At 58.5% G+C, this 21,302-nt stretch carries 22 protein-coding genes; 18 read left to right on the top strand and 4 right to left on the bottom strand.

The window, feature by feature from the left end; all coding sequences use genetic code 11:
* The 5 genes from CLH62_RS12280 (at position 1) to CLH62_RS12260 (ending at position 3,714) form a co-directional block, all read left to right on the top strand.
* A complete protein-coding gene (locus CLH62_RS12280; protein ID WP_099618433.1) occupies positions 1–462 on the top strand; it encodes a chemotaxis protein CheW in 462 nt (153 codons plus the stop codon).
* An 82-nt stretch (positions 463–544) separates the two neighbouring features.
* Entirely contained in the window at positions 545–1,036 is a 492-nt protein-coding gene (locus CLH62_RS12275) for a Fur family transcriptional regulator (protein WP_099618432.1), read from the top strand.
* A complete protein-coding gene (gene znuC / locus CLH62_RS12270; RefSeq protein ID WP_099618431.1) occupies positions 1,029–1,817 on the top strand; it encodes a zinc ABC transporter ATP-binding protein ZnuC in 789 nt (262 codons plus the stop codon). Before CLH62_RS12275 ends, znuC begins: the two co-directional genes overlap by 8 nt.
* The gene (locus CLH62_RS12265) at positions 1,804–2,616 is read left to right on the top strand and encodes a metal ABC transporter permease (protein WP_099618430.1); all 813 of its coding nucleotides are present in this window, start codon (positions 1,804–1,806) and stop codon (positions 2,614–2,616) included. The genes znuC and CLH62_RS12265 overlap by 14 nt, the downstream gene beginning before the upstream one ends.
* Positions 2,617–2,709: 93 nt before the next feature.
* The gene (locus CLH62_RS12260; protein ID WP_099618429.1) at positions 2,710–3,714 is read left to right on the top strand and encodes a PAS domain-containing protein; all 1,005 of its coding nucleotides are present in this window, start codon (positions 2,710–2,712) and stop codon (positions 3,712–3,714) included.
* Here the strand turns inward: CLH62_RS12260 and CLH62_RS12255 are convergent.
* Positions 3,711–3,959, bottom strand: a complete 249-nt coding sequence (locus tag CLH62_RS12255; RefSeq protein WP_099618428.1) for a CDGSH iron-sulfur domain-containing protein — start codon at positions 3,957–3,959, stop codon at positions 3,711–3,713. The two genes, CLH62_RS12260 and CLH62_RS12255, sit on opposite strands and share 4 nt — an antisense overlap.
* Positions 3,960–4,007: 48 nt before the next feature.
* Positions 4,008–5,090: a patatin-like phospholipase family protein gene (locus CLH62_RS12250; protein WP_099618427.1), complete on the bottom strand. Its 1,083-nt coding sequence runs from the start codon at positions 5,088–5,090 to the stop codon at positions 4,008–4,010.
* Positions 5,091–5,285: 195 nt separating this feature from the next.
* Between CLH62_RS12250 and CLH62_RS12245 the strand changes: the two genes are divergently transcribed.
* Positions 5,286–6,359 carry a GGDEF domain-containing protein gene (locus tag CLH62_RS12245; RefSeq protein WP_099618859.1) on the top strand — a complete coding sequence of 358 codons (1,074 nt, stop codon included), beginning with the start codon at positions 5,286–5,288 and terminating at the stop codon, positions 6,357–6,359.
* Between the two features lie 19 nt (positions 6,360–6,378).
* Here CLH62_RS12245 and CLH62_RS12240 read toward each other — a convergent pair whose 3' ends face one another.
* Positions 6,379–7,299 (bottom strand): alpha/beta fold hydrolase, encoded by a 921-nt coding sequence (locus CLH62_RS12240; RefSeq protein WP_099618426.1) that lies wholly within the window; start codon positions 7,297–7,299, stop codon positions 6,379–6,381.
* Positions 7,300–7,494: 195 nt separating this feature from the next.
* Between CLH62_RS12240 and folE the strand changes: the two genes are divergently transcribed.
* The 12 genes from folE to CLH62_RS12175 all read left to right on the top strand — a co-directional run bounded on the left by folE (position 7,495) and on the right by CLH62_RS12175 (position 20,322).
* Complete coding sequence (folE, locus tag CLH62_RS12235) at positions 7,495–8,064, top strand: GTP cyclohydrolase I FolE (RefSeq protein ID WP_099618425.1); 570 nt, start codon at positions 7,495–7,497, stop codon at positions 8,062–8,064.
* 25 nt (positions 8,065–8,089) lie between these two features.
* Complete coding sequence (gene folX / locus CLH62_RS12230) at positions 8,090–8,464, top strand: dihydroneopterin triphosphate 2'-epimerase (RefSeq protein WP_099618424.1); 375 nt, start codon at positions 8,090–8,092, stop codon at positions 8,462–8,464.
* Positions 8,465–8,487: 23 nt separating this feature from the next.
* A complete protein-coding gene (locus CLH62_RS12225; RefSeq protein ID WP_099618423.1) occupies positions 8,488–8,925 on the top strand; it encodes a CoA-binding protein in 438 nt (145 codons plus the stop codon).
* Positions 8,926–9,031: 106 nt separating this feature from the next.
* Positions 9,032–9,433, top strand: a complete 402-nt coding sequence (locus tag CLH62_RS12220) for a DUF3391 domain-containing protein (RefSeq protein WP_228152839.1) — start codon at positions 9,032–9,034, stop codon at positions 9,431–9,433.
* Positions 9,434–9,555: 122 nt separating this feature from the next.
* Positions 9,556–11,823: a putative bifunctional diguanylate cyclase/phosphodiesterase gene (locus CLH62_RS12215; protein ID WP_099618422.1), complete on the top strand. Its 2,268-nt coding sequence runs from the start codon at positions 9,556–9,558 to the stop codon at positions 11,821–11,823.
* 51 nt (positions 11,824–11,874) lie between these two features.
* Complete coding sequence (locus tag CLH62_RS12210) at positions 11,875–12,189, top strand: hypothetical protein (protein ID WP_099618421.1); 315 nt, start codon at positions 11,875–11,877, stop codon at positions 12,187–12,189.
* A gap of 265 nt (positions 12,190–12,454) precedes the next feature.
* Positions 12,455–12,898: a MerR family transcriptional regulator gene (locus CLH62_RS12200; protein WP_099618419.1), complete on the top strand. Its 444-nt coding sequence runs from the start codon at positions 12,455–12,457 to the stop codon at positions 12,896–12,898.
* A 6-nt stretch (positions 12,899–12,904) separates the two neighbouring features.
* Positions 12,905–15,547: a heavy metal translocating P-type ATPase gene (locus tag CLH62_RS12195; protein ID WP_099618418.1), complete on the top strand. Its 2,643-nt coding sequence runs from the start codon at positions 12,905–12,907 to the stop codon at positions 15,545–15,547.
* Between the two features lie 126 nt (positions 15,548–15,673).
* Positions 15,674–16,123 carry a DUF411 domain-containing protein gene (locus tag CLH62_RS12190; RefSeq protein ID WP_099618417.1) on the top strand — a complete coding sequence of 150 codons (450 nt, stop codon included), beginning with the start codon at positions 15,674–15,676 and terminating at the stop codon, positions 16,121–16,123.
* 154 nt (positions 16,124–16,277) lie between these two features.
* Positions 16,278–17,996: a diguanylate cyclase domain-containing protein gene (locus CLH62_RS12185; protein ID WP_099618416.1), complete on the top strand. Its 1,719-nt coding sequence runs from the start codon at positions 16,278–16,280 to the stop codon at positions 17,994–17,996.
* Positions 17,997–18,068: 72 nt separating this feature from the next.
* Complete coding sequence (locus CLH62_RS12180; protein ID WP_099618415.1) at positions 18,069–20,054, top strand: ribonuclease R family protein; 1,986 nt, start codon at positions 18,069–18,071, stop codon at positions 20,052–20,054.
* A gap of 61 nt (positions 20,055–20,115) precedes the next feature.
* Entirely contained in the window at positions 20,116–20,322 is a 207-nt protein-coding gene (locus CLH62_RS12175) for a hypothetical protein (RefSeq protein ID WP_099618414.1), read from the top strand.
* A gap of 14 nt (positions 20,323–20,336) precedes the next feature.
* On the opposite strand, the gene CLH62_RS12170 is transcribed toward CLH62_RS12175, so the two are convergent.
* Positions 20,337–21,230 carry an acyltransferase gene (locus CLH62_RS12170; RefSeq protein ID WP_099618413.1) on the bottom strand — a complete coding sequence of 298 codons (894 nt, stop codon included), beginning with the start codon at positions 21,228–21,230 and terminating at the stop codon, positions 20,337–20,339.
* Positions 21,231–21,302 lie beyond the last annotated feature (72 nt).

Raw genomic sequence — 21,302 nt, 5'->3', positions numbered from 1 at the left:
ATGAATGACAACAGCCAAACCCTCTCCTGCGTCATGATTCCCATGAGCGGCCGGCAACTGTTGCTGCCCAACGTCTCGATTGCGGAAGTAGTGGACTACGCCAGCACCGATGCGGGAGCCAACACGCCGGAGTGGCTTGTGGGTTATCTGGACTGGCGGGGGCTGCAGCTCCCGGTGATTTCCTACGATGCGGCCAACGGCGGCGCTCTGACCGTGCCCGGCGATAACCGCGGCCGGATTGTGGTGCTCAACAGCATCGGGGACCACCACAAGGACGTTCCGTTCATGGCCCTGGTTACCCAGGGTATTCCCAGCCAGGCCCGCCTGACCGAGGACCAGGTCAGGAAGCTGGAGGGCGAACCCGGCCCCGCTGACCTGATGCAAGTGGAAGTGGACGGGGAAAATGCCTGGATCCCCAACCTCGAGTTCCTGGAGTCTCTCGTCCGACAGACCCGTCACTGAGCTGTAGTCCCGGACTGCCGCACCGGCATGGCAAGGATTCGTGCAAATGTTATAATGTTGCAAATTTTGCAGGATCTCCGTCATGTCCGCCCGAGCCATTCCCTATCGGCCCCACAATCACGATGCCTGTGTCAGCCAGGCCCTTGCTGACGCCAGGGCCATCTGCCAGCAGCATAATGCCCGACTGACCCCCATCCGGGAGCGCGTTCTTGAACTTATCTGGCAGTCCCACAAGCCCCTGGGAGCCTATGATGTGCTGGGAGAGCTGTCCTCCGATGGCCATAACGCGGCTCCACCCACGGTCTATCGAGCGCTGGATTTCCTGCAGCAAAACGGCCTGGTGCACCGCATTGCCTCTCTCAATGCCTTTATTGGCTGTACCCACGCCGGGCAAAGTCATACCGGTATGTTTCTGATCTGCCGAGCCTGTAGCAACGTGCTGGAACTGACCGCACCAATGGTCACCTCCGAGGTCTGTAAAGCGGCGGCTGGCGAGGGCTTCAGGGCCGAAAACACCACTCTCGAGATAGCTGGACTATGCCCCCGTTGTCAGGCGGAGCCCGGCCATGACTGAGCCATTGGTAACCCTCGACCATCTCACCGTCCTGTTTGACGAACGGCCGGTGGTGGACCGGGTCAATCTGAAAGTACACCGCGGGGATATCATCACCGTTATCGGGCCCAACGGGGCGGGCAAAACCACTTTAATCAAGGCCATCCTTGGCATTCAAAAGGTGTCGAGCGGCCAGGTATCGCTTCAGAAAAATCTGGTGATCGGCTACGTTCCGCAACACCTCACACTCGAAGCAACACTTCCCCTGAGCGTCAAGCGGTTCATGTTGCTCAGTGGTAAGCCACTGGCGAAATGTGCGTCAGCCCTGGCCCGCACCGGGGTCGGACATCTGCTGGACGCTTCTGTCCACCACCTGTCGGGCGGCGAGAAACAGCGGCTCCTGCTGGCACGGGCCCTGGCCCGGAAGCCGGATCTTCTGGTACTCGACGAACCCGCCCAGGGCGTGGATATCAACGGCCAGGCAGCGCTGTATGACCTGATTCGCCAGCTACGGGACGACCTGAACTGCGGCGTAATTATGATCTCCCACGATCTGCACCTGGTCATGGCAGCAACCGACAAGGTCATCTGCCTGAACCAGCATGTGTGCTGCAGCGGCACCCCGGCGGATATTTCCCACGACCCGGCTTTTATCGAAACCTTCGGCCAGCCGGTGGCTGAATCCCTCGCGGTTTATCATCACCACCACAATCATCGCCATGATCTGCACGGCAATGTGGTCGCTGGCGGACAGCATGGCGCCCATACCGGCCATGAGGAGTGCGATCATGCCCACCATTGATGCGGTTCTGGACGATTTCTTCTGGCGTGCCCTGATCGGGGGCCTCGGTGTGGCGCTTGTTGCTGGCCCCCTCGGCTGTTTCGTGGTCTGGCGCCGCATGGCCTACTTTGGCGACACCCTGGCGCACTCTGCCCTGCTCGGCATTGCCCTGAGTTTTCTGATCAGCGTGCCACTGAACGTCGGTGTCATCATCACCTGTGTGGTTCTGGCCATGGCACTGGTGCTGTTTTCTCGCACCCAGGCCCTGGCCACCGATACCCTGTTGGGCATTCTCGCCCACAGTGCCCTGGCTATCGGTCTGGTTACCCTGAGTTTCATGCCGGATGTCCGGGTGGATCTCACCGGCCTGCTGTTCGGAGACCTGCTCGCCATGAGCCGGTACGACCTTCTTTGGATCTATGGCGGCGCCACCCTGATTCTGGTGCTTCTGGCCGTGCTCTGGCGCGGGCTGTTAATGAGTACCATTCACGAGGAGCTGGCGCGGGTGGAAGGCATTGCCGTGGAGCGTCTGCGCCTGGTGCTGATGTTGATGTTTTCACTGGTGATCGCAGTCGCCATGAAAATTGTCGGTGTGCTGCTGATCACCGCCTTGCTGATTATCCCTGCGGCCACAGCCCGGCGACTGGCCCATAATCCGGAAATCATGGTTGCCATGGCGGTGGCGTTCGGATTTGTTGCGGTAACCGGTGGCCTGAGCCTGTCCTGGCACCTGGACACACCTGCAGGGCCCTCGGTAGTGGTAACTGCCTTTGCTACTTTTCTACTGGTATACGGAGCGGCCGGCAAGGCCCGGGTCTGAGCATTTCCCTCTGTCATTCAGCTGGGCTAGAGTGTAGGAATACAGGCAGTTGCTCGAATCAGGGCGCAGGCCCTGCCGCAAAGGACGCCAGGCATGGAAAGCTCAGATTCTGCCAGGTCCCGGAAGCCCGTGTTGTGGCCAGGGATCTGGATTCCCCTGCTGCTGGTCACCTCCGGATTGCTGGCAACCGGGATTACCGCGAACATCGAAGCTAAGCGAGCGATGGCACTCGCCGAAACACGTTACTATGCCCAGCACCAGGCACTGGTCAATCACCTGTTGGCCAACGCTCCGGACCCTACCGCCTCTCCAAAAGAACCCGTCACGCCAACTGAAGCCTGGCTACAGACCTTGTTTGACAACACCCTGCCAGATTCCCTGGGCCTTCGGATCGACACCCTGGAACGTCACACCAAGATTCCATTGCTGGAAATCCGGGCAAACGGTTCAATGGATCCCACCCGGGCCCTGCGCACCGAAGTCTCCCCCATGAACCAGAACTGGATTCTGACGACCCTGCCCTCTCCGGCGCTTCTGGAGCAAGCCGCCCGGGCATCGAGGCAAACTGTCTGGATTTCCGGTATCGCGTTATGCACACTTGCCGGTTTGCTGACTCTGTTACTCAATCGGCGACTATACTGGCAAGCCTTGCGTATCGGCGAGCTTGAGCTGCGGGAGGCAGGATCGGATCATCAGATTGCCAACCTTCAGGTGGAAAAATCCGTACTGCGGCAGGCGCTGAATGACAGCGAGCAGCGGAGCCGGGATCTGGTGGCTCTGTCCGGCGCGGTTATCTGGGAACTGGATGAAAACGGCAGGATCGGTTTCGTATCACCGCAGATCGCCGGACTGCTGGACCGGGCGCCGGCCGATCTCACTGGTCTGCCCTTCGAGGATCTGGTGCCGCTGGCCTTTCAGGATAATTTCAGGCGAACCCTGGCAGCTTCGCGCAGTGACGGCTCGGTTGAACGGATTGACCTGCCCCTGATGCATCGGGACCGGGAGCACGAGGTTCCCGTCGTACTGAGAGTCCGGGCCTTGAAAGACCCGATCCGCGGTCTCACCGGTTTCCGGATCAGCGCGCTACATCATGTCTAGGCGAGATTCTTGTGGGTACCGTCGCAAAGCGGGGCATTGCCGGTCTGCTTGCAGCCGCAAAACCAGATCCACTCCTTCTTCTCCGCCTCATACTTCACCGGTGTTATACCGGTACCTTTATGGGACCCATCACAGAAGGGCTGACTTTCACTGCGGCCACAGGCACACCAAAAGTAGTTCTTGCCGGCTTCCACAAGCACGGAAAAAGGTGTCTTGCTGGCCACTACCGGTTTTTCATCTGACATATTGCGCTCCCGAACGGTTCGATCTGTAACAGTATAGACATTGTGCCATCAGAGTGGTCTGACAACGTCGGACAGACGCCCGTTTTCGACCAGCTCAAGGAATTCATCTCCCAGGCGGTCACTCTCGGCAATGGCCAACCGCCAGGCACTCTCCCGACCGGCATCGTCCCCGACATAGTGTTCGAAATCCTTGCGGTCCGGTAGCTTACTGTCCGGCAGGGATTCAAGGTAGGATTTCGATGGGGCAACCAGCAGCACATCCTGCAACCGGGTGGCGTCACCACGTCTCCAGGGCAGGGACTTATCAAACCAGCCCGGAACCACCTTGTCGGTAAAATGCGGGTAGAGCACTACGCCCGGCTGTTCGTAGGGCAAATCCAGGTGGTAATCCAGCAGGCCACCGTCGCGGTAGACTCCGTCCGGAGCGCCAGGAATATTGCGAACACCGGACATCACCAACGGAATAGACGCCGAGGCCAGCAGCGCTGGCATAAGGTTTTCCCGGGTCAAAGCCACTTCGTGGCTGGGGAAGTCCACCAGTTTGGACACAGGTGTTCCAAGGCGGGCATCGTGGATGATACCCCGCTCCATAAACCGACCAAGGTGCCGGCGGCTGACCATGTTGGCACTGATAGCACTCATGAGGCCAAGACCAAGTCGCCCCCGTGTGTCCTCCGCCAGCCGGCCAAGGCTACGAACGACCACCACATTCAACCGGTACCAGGGGTGATTCAGAATGGCCTCTTCCCGGCCTCCGAGAAGCTCCTCCAGGAACAATACGCTCTTTCGACTGACTTCAGCGGCACTGACACCCTTGGCAAACCGCTGGGAAGTATAGAGATCAGCCAGCCTGGCAAGCTGGGCTTTCGGATCATCGGAGGAGGTCACGGCGGCAAATCGCCAGCTGCCAATAGAGGAGCCAATCAGGGACCGAACTTGCTGAACACGGGGCAGCCAGTCGCCGAAAATGGCCTTATCCAGGCCACTGATTCCCAGCGCCTTCGGGCCGCCGGCAGCACCGGGAATGACATGCACGTCTTCCGGCGATAGCGGTTTTTCCTTGAGACGCTGCATGGCACGTCGGCCTGCCCTAATCGTCAGTGCCGGTTCGCGGATATGAATAGCGGTCATATGGAGTTCCCTGAACGTGCTCCCTGAATCAATCCCGCGGAGTTTAGCGAAGTGGACATGGCCGGGCCAACTGAACAAAACTAATAGTGGCCATAAACGGCGCTATCTGCTTAATTAATGAATGGCAATGCTAGACTTCGGGATTATCCCGGCACCGGAACCGGGCAGATTGGACTCAGACAGCGGGAGTATGCTGTGAATTTTTCTGCACCAACCAATGCCAATGCCCTGGCGACCAACCCGACTCTGGCGGTCCTGGGCTTCAAGCGGCAACTGGTTTACCACCTGTATTTCTGGGCTTTCATCGCGGTGGCGCCTCTGGTCATGGTGCAATGGCAACAGTCGCATTATCTGCTTTCCGGTATTCTGATTCTGTTCTGTACCAATGCCCTCCTGGTCATTGCTTTTCTCAGGCTCCGCGGCAGCTATTTCCTGAAAGGCCGCCTGTTTCCCCTGCTTGCTGTGGTGAGTGCTGCCTACTCCACTCACATCAATGGCCATGCCGGCCTCTACTGGGCTTACCCTGCCGCTTCAGCGCTGTTTTTCCTTCTACCCTTGCGAGAGGCTATTGGCAGCAACATTATTTTCGTTGTGGTTATGGCGGTCGTGTCCTTCATGAAGTTTCCCGAAGCGGATTTCTGGCGGATTACCTTTTCCCTGGGCCTCACCTGCCTGTTTGCGATGATCTTCGCCTGGCTGGTGGGCAAGCTCCAGCAGGAGCTGACCCGGCTTGCCACCACGGACCCTCTGACCGGGTGCCTGAACCGCTCCCAGCTGGCTGATATTCTCAACGGCCAGATCCAGATGCGCGAACGGTATGAACGGGTGTCCAGTCTGATTCTTCTGGATCTGGACTATTTCAAGACCATCAACGACCAGTGGGGCCATCTGGCAGGCGACAAGGTGCTCACGGAGTTGGCACTGAGGCTGCGCAAACGGCTCAGGGAAAGCGATCAGCTGTTCCGGATCGGCGGCGAGGAATTCATGATCGTGCTGCCGGAAACCCGCCAGAAAGATGCTGACGCCCTTGCCCAGCAACTGCTCACGAGCATCAGCGCCCGGCCTTTCCTCAACGACATCAAGGTTACTGCCAGCGCCAGCGTGGCGGAAGTGAGCAAGGGTGAGACCTGGTCGGTATGGCTTAACCGGGCAGACCAGGCGCTCTACGAGGCGAAGTCCCGGGGCCGCAACCAGGCTGTCAAAGCAGCACGGCCGCTGCCAGTGGTCGGTCGCGGGGTCGAAGACATGCCCGACTCTGCTTCTGGTTGAGACCAGAGACCAACCCCGCTCATTGGCCGCTCGGTTTGCGAAAATCCCGATAGGCGGTAAAGACGTCCCACGGGCATTCGAAATGCGGGTAATGGCCGATGTTCCTCAGGCAGACCACATCGGCATCGGGAATCAGTTCCCGGTAACGCCTGACCATACCCGCACCCGACACCGGATCGGCGGTACCGGAAATCAGTCGCATGGGCTGTTTGGCCTTCTGCAAAGCGCCGACCCACCGGTTTCGATGACACCGGCGCTCCTCCATGAACTGGATCAGGTGGTGCAGTATGCCCCGGCCGTTGTTGTAAGTCAGCAGGTGCCAGAAGTCTTCCATATCCTGCCTGTCCGGCGGGTTCTGGCTCCCGAACAGCCTGCGGAAGTTGCGCTCGAAACTGCGCCGGGTCAGACCCCGGCTGATCAGCCCGCCAAAAGGGCTTCGCAACAGTTTCTGGATCAGTAACGGATTGTGCACTTCCGGAAAAAGAGCACCGTTCAGAAAGCACACACTGGCAATCCGGAACGGCAGTGCACCTTCCTGCTCGCGGGCCAGCAGCTCTTGCGCCACGCTGCATCCGTAATCATGGACAAACAGATGCACCGAAGGCAAACCCAGCCCTTCGATCCAGCCCTGGAAAAGGTCAGCCTGGTCCTCAATGCTGTAGTCGTAGTTCAGAGGCTTGTCGGAAAAACCGAAACCCAACATGTCCAGGGTCAGGACATTGTGCTGCTGCACCAGCATTGGCCAGAGCCGGTTCCAGTCCCAGCTGGCGGTGGGAAATCCGTGAATCAGGACCAGCGGTTCTCCCTTGCCTGCCATGCGGCTAAAAATGGCGTGGCCCTCATAACTGAACCATTTACCTCCCTGTTGCCATCCTTCAAGGGTGGCGACATCACGCCCTGCGGCGGTTGCACCACCGACATTGGGTATCACCTGTTCCATGCACTGTCCCCGGCGAGCTGTCTCAGCCTGAAACTTTAGAACAAACCCGTCCCCTCTGCCATAGCCTTACCGAACAGTCCGGCCCGGTTACAGCCAAAGTGGTCTTTTCCCGGAGTGTTTCCGTAAACCGTAGAGATGACGCGTAATTTGCCTTAAGCTTTCGCTCTCGTAAGACACTGCTAACCGGAAGAGACTATGACCAAACTCCTTGATGACCTCTCGGGCCACTACCGCGCCATAATTGACGGGCTGGGCGAAGACACCAACCGTGAAGGTCTGCAGGACACCCCCATGCGTGCCGCCAAAGCCATGCAGTTCCTGACCCGCGGCTATCAGCAGGACCTCGGCGACCTGGTCAACAATGCCGTGTTCGAGTCTGCCATGGACGAGATGGTAGTGGTTCAGGACATTGAGCTATACAGTATGTGCGAACACCACATTTTGCCGTTCATTGGCAAGTGCCACATCGCCTATCTGCCCCAAGGCAAGGTGCTCGGCCTGTCAAAGTTTGCCCGCATCGTCGATATGTACGCACGTCGTCTGCAGATTCAGGAAAACCTGACCCGGCAGATTGCCGAGGCCATCGAAAGCGTTACCGACGCCAAGGGCGTGGCCGTCGTCATCGAGGCACAGCATATGTGCATGATGATGCGGGGCGTGGAGAAACAGAACTCCCGCATGAAAACCTCAATGATGCTGGGGCAATTCCGCAAATCCCAGGCGACACGTACCGAGTTCCTCACTCTGATTGGCACCAACCGCTGAGAGCAGTGACCCGGAGATCGACGGCATGACAGAGATTATCGGCAATCACCAGGCAAAAGTCCGAATCAAGGATCTTCTGCTAAGAGCCTACATCGGCATCAAGGAAGAAGAGATCAACAATCAGCAGGACGTCCTGATCAACGTTTGCCTGACTTACGATGCCACTGAGGCGGTCAACCGCAACGAGATTTCGGCGGCCCTGAACTACCGCACCATCACCAAACAGATCATTTCTCATGTGGATGGTAACCGCTTCGCCCTGCTGGAAAGGCTGACCCACGAAGTCCTCACCATCGTGATGGAGCACAAAGCGGTACAGTGGGCCCAGGTGGAAATCGACAAGCCTCACGCGCTACGCTATGCCGAATCCGTGTCTGTCTGTCTCGAGGCACGCCGATAAATCAGCGAGAGCGTCCCGACTTCATGCCAAGCAATAACCCTGACCAGTTACGCCACATTCTGGAAACCGTAAAAACCATTGCCCTCGTCGGCGCCAGTGAAAAGACCAACCGGCCCTCCCACGAGGTCATGGAATACCTGCTGGCCCACGGCTACCGGATCATTCCGGTGAATCCCCGGCTGGCGGGGCAGCAGGTACTCGGTGAAACCGTCTATGCCGACCTCCATGCCCTGCCGGAACCGGTTGACATGGTTGAGCTCTTCCTCGCGCCTGAGCGCACCGACACCGTGATCGACCAGGCCATCGAGCTTGATATTCCGGTGGTCTGGATGCAGATCGGGGTGATTAACGAGGAGGGTGCCGCCCGGGCCGAGACTGCCGGACTGACGGTGGTGATGGACCGCTGTCCAAAACAGGAAATCTCTCGCCAGGGCATCCCCCCAGTCTCCGAACGTGCCTGAAACCTGACCTGAATCAGGGAACTGCGTCACACTTCTGGTACTCCGCTGTAATGGGCCTGTCAGGTCTGACATAATCGGCACAAATAACCAGAAGCCTGGAAGAGCCATGTGGTTCCGACGTAAATCCAGCAAACCGGCCCTGAAATCAACGAGTTCAGCGAGCACGTTTCCTGACAATGCCCGCTCCCGCGTTTCGACCCTTCAGCGGGTAAGGCTACCTGTCGATCTGCTAAAACCGGGTATGCGGATTGTCAGCCTGGACCGGCCGTGGACTCAGGTTCCGGTTCTGTTCCAGGGATTTACTCTCACCGATGATGCCGAGGCGCAGATTCTCCGCCAGTACTGCGAATGGGTGCTCGTGGAAGAGGTGACCCGGCAGATTGAGGCAGGCAACGACCTCAATCTCCAGGGTGCTCGTCCAATAATCCGGGAATGCGTTGAAAGCATAAAATCCAATCCCAGCGCCATGTTCTGGATGAGCCGGATCAAGTCCCGGGGCGCAAGCTGAGGCCGATGGCGCATTCGGGGTCTCGTTGCACGCCAGGATTCAGCAAGTGATAGCGGTACCCGATCAAAATGCCTCATAATCGGTTGCGCTCTGCCAACCCGTTCAAAGTCACGGAGTAACCTGTGGAAAAACCTGCATCACCCCCTAAAGCTGTTATATCGGGTCTTTTAAGCCCGGCATTTCCGGTGGTGATCTTTCTGGTTTTCCTGGGCCTGGCCACAGGCCTGCGTTACGGACTGGTACAACAGGACAGGAACCAGATCGAAGCCAACTTGGCCAATGAGGCCCGGGCCCTGGCCAACCATCTGGAACGGGAATTCCTGGTCCATTCCGAAGCCATCCGCCGCATGGCGAAACGCCTGCAGGCAGATCCCTCCACGACCGAACGTGAATGGCGGCAGGATGCCCGCAATTACCTGGACGACTTCGGCGTTTACCAGGCCATCGAGTGGATCGACCGGAACTTTGTTATCCGCTGGCTGGAGCCGATAGCCGAAAACGAAGATGTCGCCGGCTACAACGTGGCTTTTAACGATGAACGCCGACAAGCCCTTGAACTGGCGGGCAGAACCGGTAACTGGGACCTGTCAGGCATCATTGATCTACGCCAGGGCGGCAAGGGTATGGTGATCTATGCCCCGGTGGGCGCCGGCGCCGACAACAACGGCTTCATTGCCGGCGTATTCCGGATGGAAGTGCTGGCCCGCCAACTGCTGACCAGCCGGGTGCTGGAGTTTTTCCGGATCGAGATCCGTCAGGCCGGCGTAGTGAGCTATGCGCTGAACGACTCGCAATCGGTAAGTCCGCACTTCTCCCATACCCAATCGGTTGATCTGCCGACACTGGACTGGACACTGACCCTCTACCCTTCCGAACAGTGGGTGGAAAAGCAGTACAGCTCCTGGCCGGGAATGACCTTCACAACCCTCCTGCTGATGGGCCTGCTCACAAGTCTGACCGCCCTGCTGGTACAACTGATCCTGAAACGAAACCGGGCCCTGCTGAAAACCCGCCGGGAACTGGATCAGGAAATCGAGCAACGAACCGCCATCCAGAATGACCTGGCCCGACTGGAATCCACGGATACCCTGACCGGCCTCGCGAACCGTCGTTTCTTCATGGAAGATTTGTCCCATACTCTGAATATCGCCGATCGCCAGATGCGCCAGGTCGCCCTGATCATGCTCGACCTGGACCGTTTCCAGACCCTCAATGACTCTCTTGGGCATCAATTTGGTGATGAACTGTTGATCAAGGTTTCCGAACGGCTGAACCGGCTCAGCAACGAGCGGATTCTGGTGGCCTACTCAGGAGGTGACGAGTTCATGCTCTGCCAGCAGCAGGTGGATGACATCGACGACATCATTCACCTGCTGGGCCAGATCAAACAGTGTTTCGACCTGCCTTTTGATGTGCAGGGACAATCCAACAGCATTACCGCCACAATGGGCGTGGCGGTATATCCCCAGAGTGGCCTGGACGCTGACACCCTGCTGCGTAACGCCGACGTTGCCCTCTACCGGGCCAAGGAACAGGGCCGAAACACCTATCAGTTCTACACCGAAGGTATGCAGGAACGCGAGGTGATGCGACTGGAGCTGGACAAGGATCTGAGCCAGGCCCTGGCCAACAATGAATTCGTGCTCTACTACCAACCCCAGCTGAACCTGGACAGCGGAGAAATCCAGAGCGTGGAGGCGCTGATTCGCTGGCAGCACCCCCGCCGGGGGCTGTTGCCACCGGTGGAGTTCATCCCTCTGGCCGAGGAAAGCGGCCGGATTACCGACATTGGCCGCTGGGTGGTAATGGCAGCGTGCCGCCAGCTGGCAAAATGGAAGGGGACTCCGCAAGAGGGGCTTCGGATTGCGGTGAATCTCTCCGGCCGGGAGCTGGATGATGAAGATCTGGTGGATCATATCCGGGAAGCTCTGGCCGCAGAAAATGTGTCCGCTGATCGTCTGGAGGTGGAGCTCACCGAGGAGATCTTCATCCAGAACATTGAGCATAACCTGAACCAGCTGTCTCGTCTGCACCAGCTCGGGGTGCATCTGGCCATTGATGATTTCGGTGTTGGCTATTCGTCTCTGGGCTACCTGCGCGACTTCCCGGTGGACCTGCTGAAAATCGACCGGTCCTTCATTACGGACGTTACCGAGCGCCATGACGATGCGGTGATCACACGGGCGGTCATCAATCTGGCGCACAATCTGGGTATTCAGGTGGTGGCGGAAGGTGTGGAAACCGAGGAGCAACTGAGTTTCCTGAAGAATCACCGCTGCAACTTTGCCCAGGGATATCTGATCAGCCGGCCGATTCCGGTGTCGGACCTTGAGCAGGCTCTGGCCTCGGGCATTCTGGTGACGGGTATTACCGCTGAGTCCGGATTGTAATTGCCCCGGGCCATCCCCAAGATACCGGTCAGATACTTCAGGTGAGATTCTATGACTACGCAATACCTGACTCCGGAACAGAACGAGAAACTCCGTCAGTGGGAGCGCTGGAACCGGAACTATTTCATTTTTGCTTTTGTGGTGCTGACGATCATTCTGGTGTTCAGCAGTCAGCTTGGGTTGTCCAGTGATGAGAGCTGGGGCCCGCTTGGGGTTCTGATTGCGGCTCTGATTACGCCGATCATTGTGCTGCAACTGCGGCTGGCGTGCCCGGCCTGTGGCCACAAGATTGGCTGGCAGGCGAAGCTGATGGCGCCGGACCAGTGCAAGGCCTGCGGTACGTTTCTTCGCTCCAGGGGCCAGTAACCCTCCCCTGACATTCCCTTCTTAAAAAAACCTTTGACCTGTGAGTTGCTCACAGGTTTTAGGCTATTCTCAGTTTCGGGTTTCGGTGATTGCCGCATCGTCGTGGGAGATTCTTCCGAAAACCGCTGTGAATACGTCCCTGTACGCTTGCTCTCCGCCATCCTTGGCTCCGAGCATTTTCGGAAGAATCTCCCACGCCGACGCTCCGCAAGCTGTGTGCTTCCGGTCCCGATGAATGTTCAGTAACAGTCTCGGTAGGTCCGCCATGAAAGTAAAAGACATTGCAGAAGCTGCGGGCGTGAATCCGGATACCGTGCGGTTCTATACCCGCGAGAACCTGCTGAAACCAACCCGCAATCCGGATAACAACTACCAGCAGTTTGATGCTGAGGATCTCAGGCGGCTTCGGTTTGCGCGGAAGGCGCGGCAGCTGGGGTTTTCGTTGCCGGAGATCCGGCAAATTCTGGATCAGGCGGACGATCATCATTCGCCGTGTCCGATGGTGCGGGATGTGTTTCAGCATCGGCTGGCGGAGGTTGAGCGGGAGATTCGTGAGTTGCAGCAGCTTCGCAAACGGATGACTTCGGCATTGTCTGCATGGCAGGACATGCCCGATGGCACGCCAGATGGCCATACCATCTGTCGGCTGATTGAACACTGGGAAGACCCTGCGCCCTCTGAAGAGGCAAGCGATCGGGGTGAGGAGTAATATCGAATGAGTGATGCACCTGTGTTACAGACCACGCTCAGTATTTCCGGGGCCTCGTGCCAGGGCTGTGCGAAGAAGATCCGCACTGCCCTGGAGCCGCTGACCGGCGATTCAGAGCTGGTGGAAGTGGATCTCGACAGGCACACCGTTGCCTTGCCGGAAGGCGTGGATGCCGCCGAGGCGGCGCGGATTGTGACGGAGACGGGTTACCCGGCCGAGCCTTTCGAAGAGGCTCAGAAGCCTGCCAGTTGCTGCACATCCAAAGGTGAGGATGGTACAGACGACAGTGTCCATGGGGATCATCCATCCCATGATGCCCCCGAAACGACCTCTGAAAGCAATCAGGCAGAACCTGCTGGTACAGAGAATGGACAGGTTCATCTGTCGGTGACAGGGGCTACCTGCGCGTCTTGTGTGAATACCATTGAGAAGGCCCTGATGTCGGTGTCTGGTATCAGCCATGCCCACATGAACCTCGCGGACAACACCGCGACGGCCACGGGTAACGCGGAGCCACAGGCGTTGGTAAAAGCCGTGGAAAGTGTCGGTTATGGCGCCAGCGTGATTGAAGACGAGGACGAAGCGGACGACCGCAAGCAGGCTCAGGACAAAAAGCAGTACAAGTCCCTGCTGATTAAAATGGCGGTCAGTCTGGGGCTGGGCCTCGGTCTGATGGTCTGGGGAATGGGCTTTGGCACCATGATGGTGACCGATGCCAATCAGGGCACCTGGCTTGGACTGGGGGTGCTGACGCTGATTGTGATGGCCGCCACCGGCGGGCATTTCTACACCGGGGCATGGAAGGCGTTCCGGCATCATAACGCCAATATGGATACCCTGATTGCCCTCGGCACAGGCACCGCCTGGCTCTACTCGATTGTAGTGGCCAGCATTCCCGGCGCGTTGCCGGAGATGGCGAGGCATGTGTATTTTGAGGCCTCGGCGATGATTATCGGTCTGATCAACCTGGGCCAGGCGCTGGAACTGCGGGCCAAAGGCAAGACGTCGGAAGCGGTGCGGCGGTTGCTGGATCTGCGCGCCAAAACAGCCCGGGTGATCCGAAACGGTGAAGAACGGGATATTCCGGTGGAGGAGGTTCGCAAGGGCGACCAGGTCCGGGTGCGGCCCGGGGAGAAACTGCCGGTGGATGGTGTAATCGCCGAAGGTTCAACCCGTATTGATGAAAGCATGCTCACGGGCGAGCCGATGCCGGTAAGCAAATCGGAAGGCGATGAGGTTTCGGCCGGCACCCTGAATACCCACGGCTCGATTGTCTACGAGGCCACCCGGGTAGGCAGCGAAACGGCACTGGCGCAGATCATCAAGCTGGTGAAGAAAGCCCAGGGCTCCAAACCCGCCATTGGCCGGCTTGCCGACAAGATTTCCTCGGTGTTCGTACCCACTGTCATGCTGATTGCCGTGGTGGCGGCGCTGGTCTGGTATAACGTCGGGCCGGAGCCTGCGGTCGTGCATATGATGGTGGCGGCCACCACGGTCCTGATCATCGCCTGCCCCTGCGCCCTGGGCCTGGCCACGCCCATGTCGGTTATGGTGGGCGTTGGCAAGGCGGCGGAATACGGTGCGCTGATTCGTCAGGGCGATGCCCTGCAGACGGCCGGTAAGCTGGATCTGGTGATCCTGGACAAGACCGGCACCATCACCGAAGGCCACCCGGCGGTCACCCGAGTGCATGCCAGCAATGGCGATGAGCAGCGCCTGCTGGCTCTGGCGGCTGGGCTGGAACAGCACTCGGAACACCCGCTCGCCGAAGCCATTCTGGCAAAGGCGAAGGAGCAGGGCGCCGAGGCCGAAAAGGTCAGCGGTTTTGAAGCCCTGAACGGCAAGGGCGTCAAAGGCCAGTTCGACGGCCAGCCCTTGCGCCTGGGCAACCGGCGCTGGCTGGAGGACGAAGGTATTGCTCTGGGCGACCTGACTGATGCCGCCGGTTCGATTGCTGAAGAGGCCGGAACGCCCCTGTTTCTGGCACTGGGCAACGAGGCTCTGGGGGTCATCGGTGTCGCCGACGCCATCAAACCGGATTCCAAAGCCGCCATCGCTCGTCTGCATAAAGCTGGCATCAAAGTGATGATGGTCACCGGCGATGTCGACGCTACCGCCAAAGCCATTGCGAACAAAGCGGGGATTGACGACTACCGGGCGGAAGTATTGCCGGAAGACAAGGCCGAGGTGGTCAGTGAAATGCGCGGCAAGGGCTACACCGTGGCCATGGTGGGCGATGGCATCAACGATGCGCCGGCACTGGCGGCAGCGGATGTTGGCTTTGCCATCGGCACCGGCACCGATGTGGCCATTGAAAGCGCGGGGATCACCCTGATGCGTGGTTCCCTGCACGGCGTGCCCGATGCCATTGAGATCTCCCGGGCCACGGTGAAAAACATTCACCAGAACCTGTTTGGTGCGTTCGTCTACAACTCAATGGGTATTCCGGTGGCCGCAGGCCTGCTCTACCCTGTCTGGGGCATCCTGATGAGTCCTATCCTGGCCGGCGCTGCCATGTCCCTGTCATCTGTGACCGTGGTCTCCAACGCCAACCGCCTGCGCCTGTTCAGAACCAGCCACAGGCCGGCACGGAACGGCGCCAATAGTGACGAAAATAGTGATCCGAAACAGCAAAAGGAGCGGAACTGATGGAAACACTTCTGGTCAATGCCGGAGGACTTGCCCTGATGGCGGCCATCGTCTGGTGGTTCTGGCTTTCCGGCTCCGGCGACACAGGTTCAAACGAACACCAACATCACCACTGAGGAATACGCCATGAAAAAACACTCCCTGGCTCTCGGCCTGATGGCTGCCCTGAGTTTCAGCACCACCGCCCTGGCGGCCGGTGCCGCCCAGAGTATCCACGTGTACAAGTCGCCCACCTGCGGCTGTTGCACCGACTGGGTCAAACACATGGAGGAGAACGGTTTTGAGGTCGAGGTTACCGAGACCAACAACCTCAATCCGATCAAGGCCGATGCCGGTCTCACTCCGGCTCTGGCCAGCTGCCATACCGCGTTTATCGGTGACTATGTGATCGAAGGTCACGTGCCGGCCAGCGACATCCAGCGGCTGATCACCGAAGCGCCGAAAGCGACCGGCCTGAGTGTACCGGGCATGCCCATGGGTTCACCGGGTATGGAAATCGGCGACCGGAAAGACCATTACAAGGTCATCCTGTTTAACGAGGCCGGCCAGACCCGGATATTTTCACAATACAATTGACCCGTGCACCAGGCAGGGGCCGACCCTTTATGGCCCCTGCGACCATCCACCCCACCCAACCCCCCCTCATCCTGCCTGTTTTTTCTACACTCTGATCAACCGGTGTTCTATCATTGGCCACCTGCCATAGTGAAAAATTGGAGAGAGGCCCTAGTTGAGTTTAAAAACCCGCATACTCGGTCTGGCCGCCGGCCTGATTGTTGTCGCATCCCTCGCTTCCTGGCTGGCCTATCGGGAGCTGTCCGAAAATATTATTGAGCGATGGGGTCAGCAGGTCGCGGAAATCCAGGTGCGTTACGACAGCGCCCGGTTGTTGCAATCCCTGGAGCGGGAAATCGGCCTTGCCAAACAGATGGCCAGCTCATCCGCGCTGATTAACTGGGCTGTCAATCCGGACGCCCCGGCGCTTGAATCTGAAGCTATCCGCCAGATGGAGAGTTTCCGTTCCAACTTCAGGGACAACAGCTACTTCGTCGCTCTGCTAGAAAATGGTCACTACTACTACAACAACGAAAAGAACGAATACGCCGGAGACCAGTTCCGTTATGTACTGGACGCGGACAAACCCGATGACGCCTGGTTTTTCCAACTGATCGAAGAAGGCCGGGACTTTCATCTCAACGTGAACCCGGACACCGAGCTCGGCGTGACCAAACTCTGGATCGATGTCCTGATGCGTGACCAGACCGGCCAAATCGTCGGCATGGTCGGCACCGGACTGAATCTGGACGATTTTCTGCAGGACATCGTGGATATCGGACAGGAAGGCATTACCACCCTGTTCGTCGACTACAACGGTGCCATTCAGCTCTACCGCGACCGCAATTTCATCGATTTTGCCAGCATCATCAAGCCCGAGGGCCAGAAAAATACCGTCGACCTGCTTTTTGACGATCCCCAGGACAAACAGCAAATCCTGGGTATGCTTCAGTTACTCAAGAAACGGAGCGATCAGGTGGGCCAGGTGGAAAGCGGTTTTGTCACCGTCGATGGCCGCAAGCATCTGGCCGGCGTTGCCTTCCTGCCCGCCATCGGCTGGTTTGAAATCACCCTGCTGGATCTCAACACCCTGCTGCCCAGAAGCTATCTGTGGCCTCTGGTGGCGGTTTTCCTGGTTACTCTCCTGGTGACCCTTTTACTGTTTCATCTGATTATCCAGTCCCGGATTCTCAAGCCCATCATGAGTCTTGAACACGCGGTGGAAAAAGTCCGTGAAGGCAGCTTCGACCTACCAAGACTGGACAAACCCGATAACGAGATTGGCTGGTTAGCCGACCACTTCGAGAAAATGACCCACAGCCTGGGCCATTCCACCCGGGAACTGGAAGCGAAAGTGGCCCAACGCACCGATGAACTGAACCGCCTGGCCCGGATTGACCCTTTGACGGGACTGAAGAACCGCCGGGGACTGGATGAAGTTCTCGATGAGGAAATCCAGCGGGCCCGGCGCCAGGAGACCGGCTTTGGCGTGATCTGGCTCGACATCGACCACTTCAAAAGCATTAACGACACGCTCGGCCACCAGGCCGGAGACCAGATCCTATGCCGCGTAGCCCTTTGGCTGAAGGCAGGAGTCCGCCCCTACGACCATCCCGGGCGCTGGGGCGGCGACGAATTTGTGGTTCTGCTCTCGCCCTGTGACCCGGAAACCCTCGAAAGGATTGCCCGACGCATTTGTGAATCGGTGGCACAGGAAAGCCAAAAAACCGGCACCCCAGTTACAGTAAGCGTCGGTGGTTATTTCGCCAGCCCCGGTGACAACAGCGACACCATTCTGCGACACGCTGACCACGCGCTGTATCAGGCCAAACGAGAAGGCCGCAACCGGGTTCGAATTGGCACAACAGAAGACCCGGAAATTAACCCCGCGTAACAGGTCTGACTCACTCTGCCATAACCGTTATACTCCGCCCCATCATTCATTATTTACCAGCCAGGTTACTTCATGCTTAATGCCGACGCTCTCAACCAGTTGCGCCAGCTGAAATCCGATATCGAGGAAAACAAGGTGGTCTTGCCCGGTACCGTCAAAGCCACCAATGGCCGCTTCGGGTTCGTTGCGCTTGACGAGGGCCGCGATGTTTTTCTGCCTCCGGAAGAAATGCAGAAAGTCCTCCCGGGAGACCGGGTGAATGTCACCGAGCAGGAAGTGGAGAAAGGCAAAACCCAGGGCGTGGTGGACGAACTGCTGGAAACCCGCCTGAACACCTTTGTTGGCCGCTATCTGGTTAAAGGCAAAGGTCACTTCGTCGTGCCTGAAACGCCGGGTATCAATCGCTGGATCTTCATTCCACCCAAAGAACGGATGAATGCCCAGCCGGATGACTACATCTATTGCCAGATTCACAAACATCCGATCAAGGACGGCAAGGGCCAGGCCAAGGTACTGCGAGTAATCGGCAAAGCCGGGGAGCCGGGCATTGAGCGCTCCTTCACCCTGGCCACGTTTGACCTGGCGGACACCTGGCCGGAAGCTGTTCAGAAGCAGGCAGACAGCCTGACTGACAGCGACATTGAATCCCGGGAAGCCGGGCGGGAAGACCGCACCGACCGCCCCTATGTCACCATCGACAGCCCGGGCACCCAGGACATGGACGATGCCCTGCTGGCCGAACCCAACGCCACCGGCTGGGCCCTGTCCATCGCCATTGCCGACCCGACGGCGCTCGTTGCAACCGACAGCCCGGCTGAACAGGAGGCGTTCAACCGCGCTACCGCCATCTATTTCCCCGGCGAACCCCTGCCAATGTTGCCAGACAGCATCAGCACCCGTCTGTGCTCACTGATGCCGGAGGTAAAGCGCCTGGCACTGGTATGTGATCTGCAGGTGAACAATGATGGCAGCCTGGGCGACTTCAGCTTCCATCAGGCGGTGATCCGGTCCAAAGGCAAACTCAGCTATGAGCTGGTTTCCAACCTGATCGAAGGCCGTGAAGACGACGACATCAAGGCCCTGCCGGAAGCTGTGAGCAACAGCCTGGACCAGCTGCACCAGGCGGCCACGGCCCTGCGGAAATGGCGCAGTGAACACGCACTGCTCAGCGGTGACCGGCCGGAATTCCGGTTGCGCCTGGATGAGAACAAGCGCATCCGCCTAATTGAGCCCTCCGTGCAGAACGAGGCCCATCGCCTGGTAGAGGAATGCATGGTAGCCGCTAACCGCTGCGCCGCGGATTTCCTCAGCCGCCAGGCGGCCGGACTGTTCATCCAGCATCCTGGCCTGCGGGGTGATCGTGCCGACAACATTCGGGCGCTGATCGAGAGTCATGCACCGCACCTGTCCGGAGTGGACGCCCATCAGGCTGACGGCTTCAAGACCCTGATGAAGGAAACCGACGCACTGGAAGCGGAGGTGCCGGTCAAGGCCATCCTTTCAAGACAACTGGCGAGGGCCGAGCTGGGCTTCAAGCCCGCGCCGCACCACGGCATGGGGCTGGATGCCTACACCACCTTCACGTCACCGCTGCGGAAATTCTCGGATTTCTACGTGCATCGGCTGATCAAGTCCGCTCTTTGGGATACCCCAATGAAAGCTCTGACCGAGGATCAGCTGGAGGCCCTGCAGGCTGCCCAGATCCGCGCCCGTCAGGCGGCGAACAGCCTCGAGGCCTGGCTCAAGAGCGACTTTGCCAAAAACCTGGGCGAAGAGCCCATGACCGGAGTCATCAGCCGTACCGTGCCGGCAGGGTTCTTTGTTCGCCTGGACGCAAACGGGCTGGAAGGCTTTGTCAGCTGCAAGGACCTTGACGGCAAATACAGCTTTGATCCGGTGACTCTGCGCCTGATCCACAACAAGAACGGTCGCATCTTCCAGCTGGAACAGCCGGTAACCGTGAGCTTTGCGGGGGTGGACGAGGAACGCCGGCAAATCAATTTCAAGCTGGTGGAAGCCGGAAACCAGCCGACCGGAGACAGTTCCGCCGACGGTTGAAAAACCGCAGGGGCAGGCGCATCGTATCTATAAGGACATGATCTCTTGATGGAGGTGCGCCATGCCCATCAGTCCAGATGAGTTTCTGAAAAAATACGGCTTTGACACGGACGACGACGAGCGGGACCACAGCCTCCGCCACAATGCCATGGAGCACGCCAAACACCTGCGCCGGCCCCACGCCGGAACGCCCCACGATTGGGAAGAGTGGGAGCGTTACAAGCTGGAACATCCGGATGAGATCGAGGAGGACGACAGCGACCGCTGACACCTCTGCCGGCGTTATTGGGCCAGCATGCGCTCCAGCCGCTCATCTTTGGCACGCCACTGATCCCCCAGCCAGTTTTTCACATTCCGGCGGTGCTCGGCATCCGTTGAATAATCACGGCCTTTCAGGTGCTCCGGGATATCAACGATGTGGATTTCCATTTTGACTTCCCTGACCCGACCGCAGATAAACTCCCAGAAGGTGGGCGCGCCACCCGGGTAGGCGATGGTGACATCAACCAGAGTCTGGATCGAGTCGCCCATAGCGTCCAGCACGAAAGCGGCGCCGCCGGCCTTGGGAGTAAGCAGGTGGGTATAGGAGGATTTCTGCTTGTCATGTTTGGCCTGGGTAAACCGGGTTCCTTCCACGAAGTTCATAACGCTGACGGGCGTATGGCGGAACTGTTCGCACGCCCGTCGCGTGGCCTTGAGGTCCTCACCACGCTTTTCGGGGTGTTTGATCAGGTATTCCTTGGTGTACCGCTTCATAAACGGGAAATCCAGCCCCCACCAGGCCAGTCCGATCACCGGAACCCAGATCAGTTGCTGCTTCAGGAAGAATTTCAGGAACGGTGCCCGGTGGTTGAAGACCCGCTGCATGGCAAAAATATCCACCCAGCTCTGGTGATTGGCCAGCACCAGGTACCAGCTTTCCCGCTTCAGGTTTTCGGCGCCTTTCACATCCCACTTGGTCTTGTGGGTGAGCTTCATCCAGCCGGTGTTGCAGGCGACCCAGGCTTCGGCGATCCAGATAATGACTCGGGTGCACAGAACCCGGAAGCCCTTGTGGGGAATGATGAGTTTCAGTATCGCCGGGATGTAGAGCAGGATGCACCAGAACAGGGTGTTGATTCCCAGCAGGATGGAGTTGAGTACGCCGATAACGGGAGCGGGGAGGAAACTGAGCATGGCGGTCCTGTTTTTGGTTTTATGTCCAGTGGGGTGCAATCATATCAACCACAGGCAGGATTGGGCAGTGGC

Source organism: Marinobacter guineae (assembly GCF_002744735.1).
In the GTDB taxonomy this organism is placed as follows: domain Bacteria; phylum Pseudomonadota; class Gammaproteobacteria; order Pseudomonadales; family Oleiphilaceae; genus Marinobacter; species Marinobacter guineae.
This window is presented reverse-complemented; position numbering and strand designations above follow the sequence as displayed.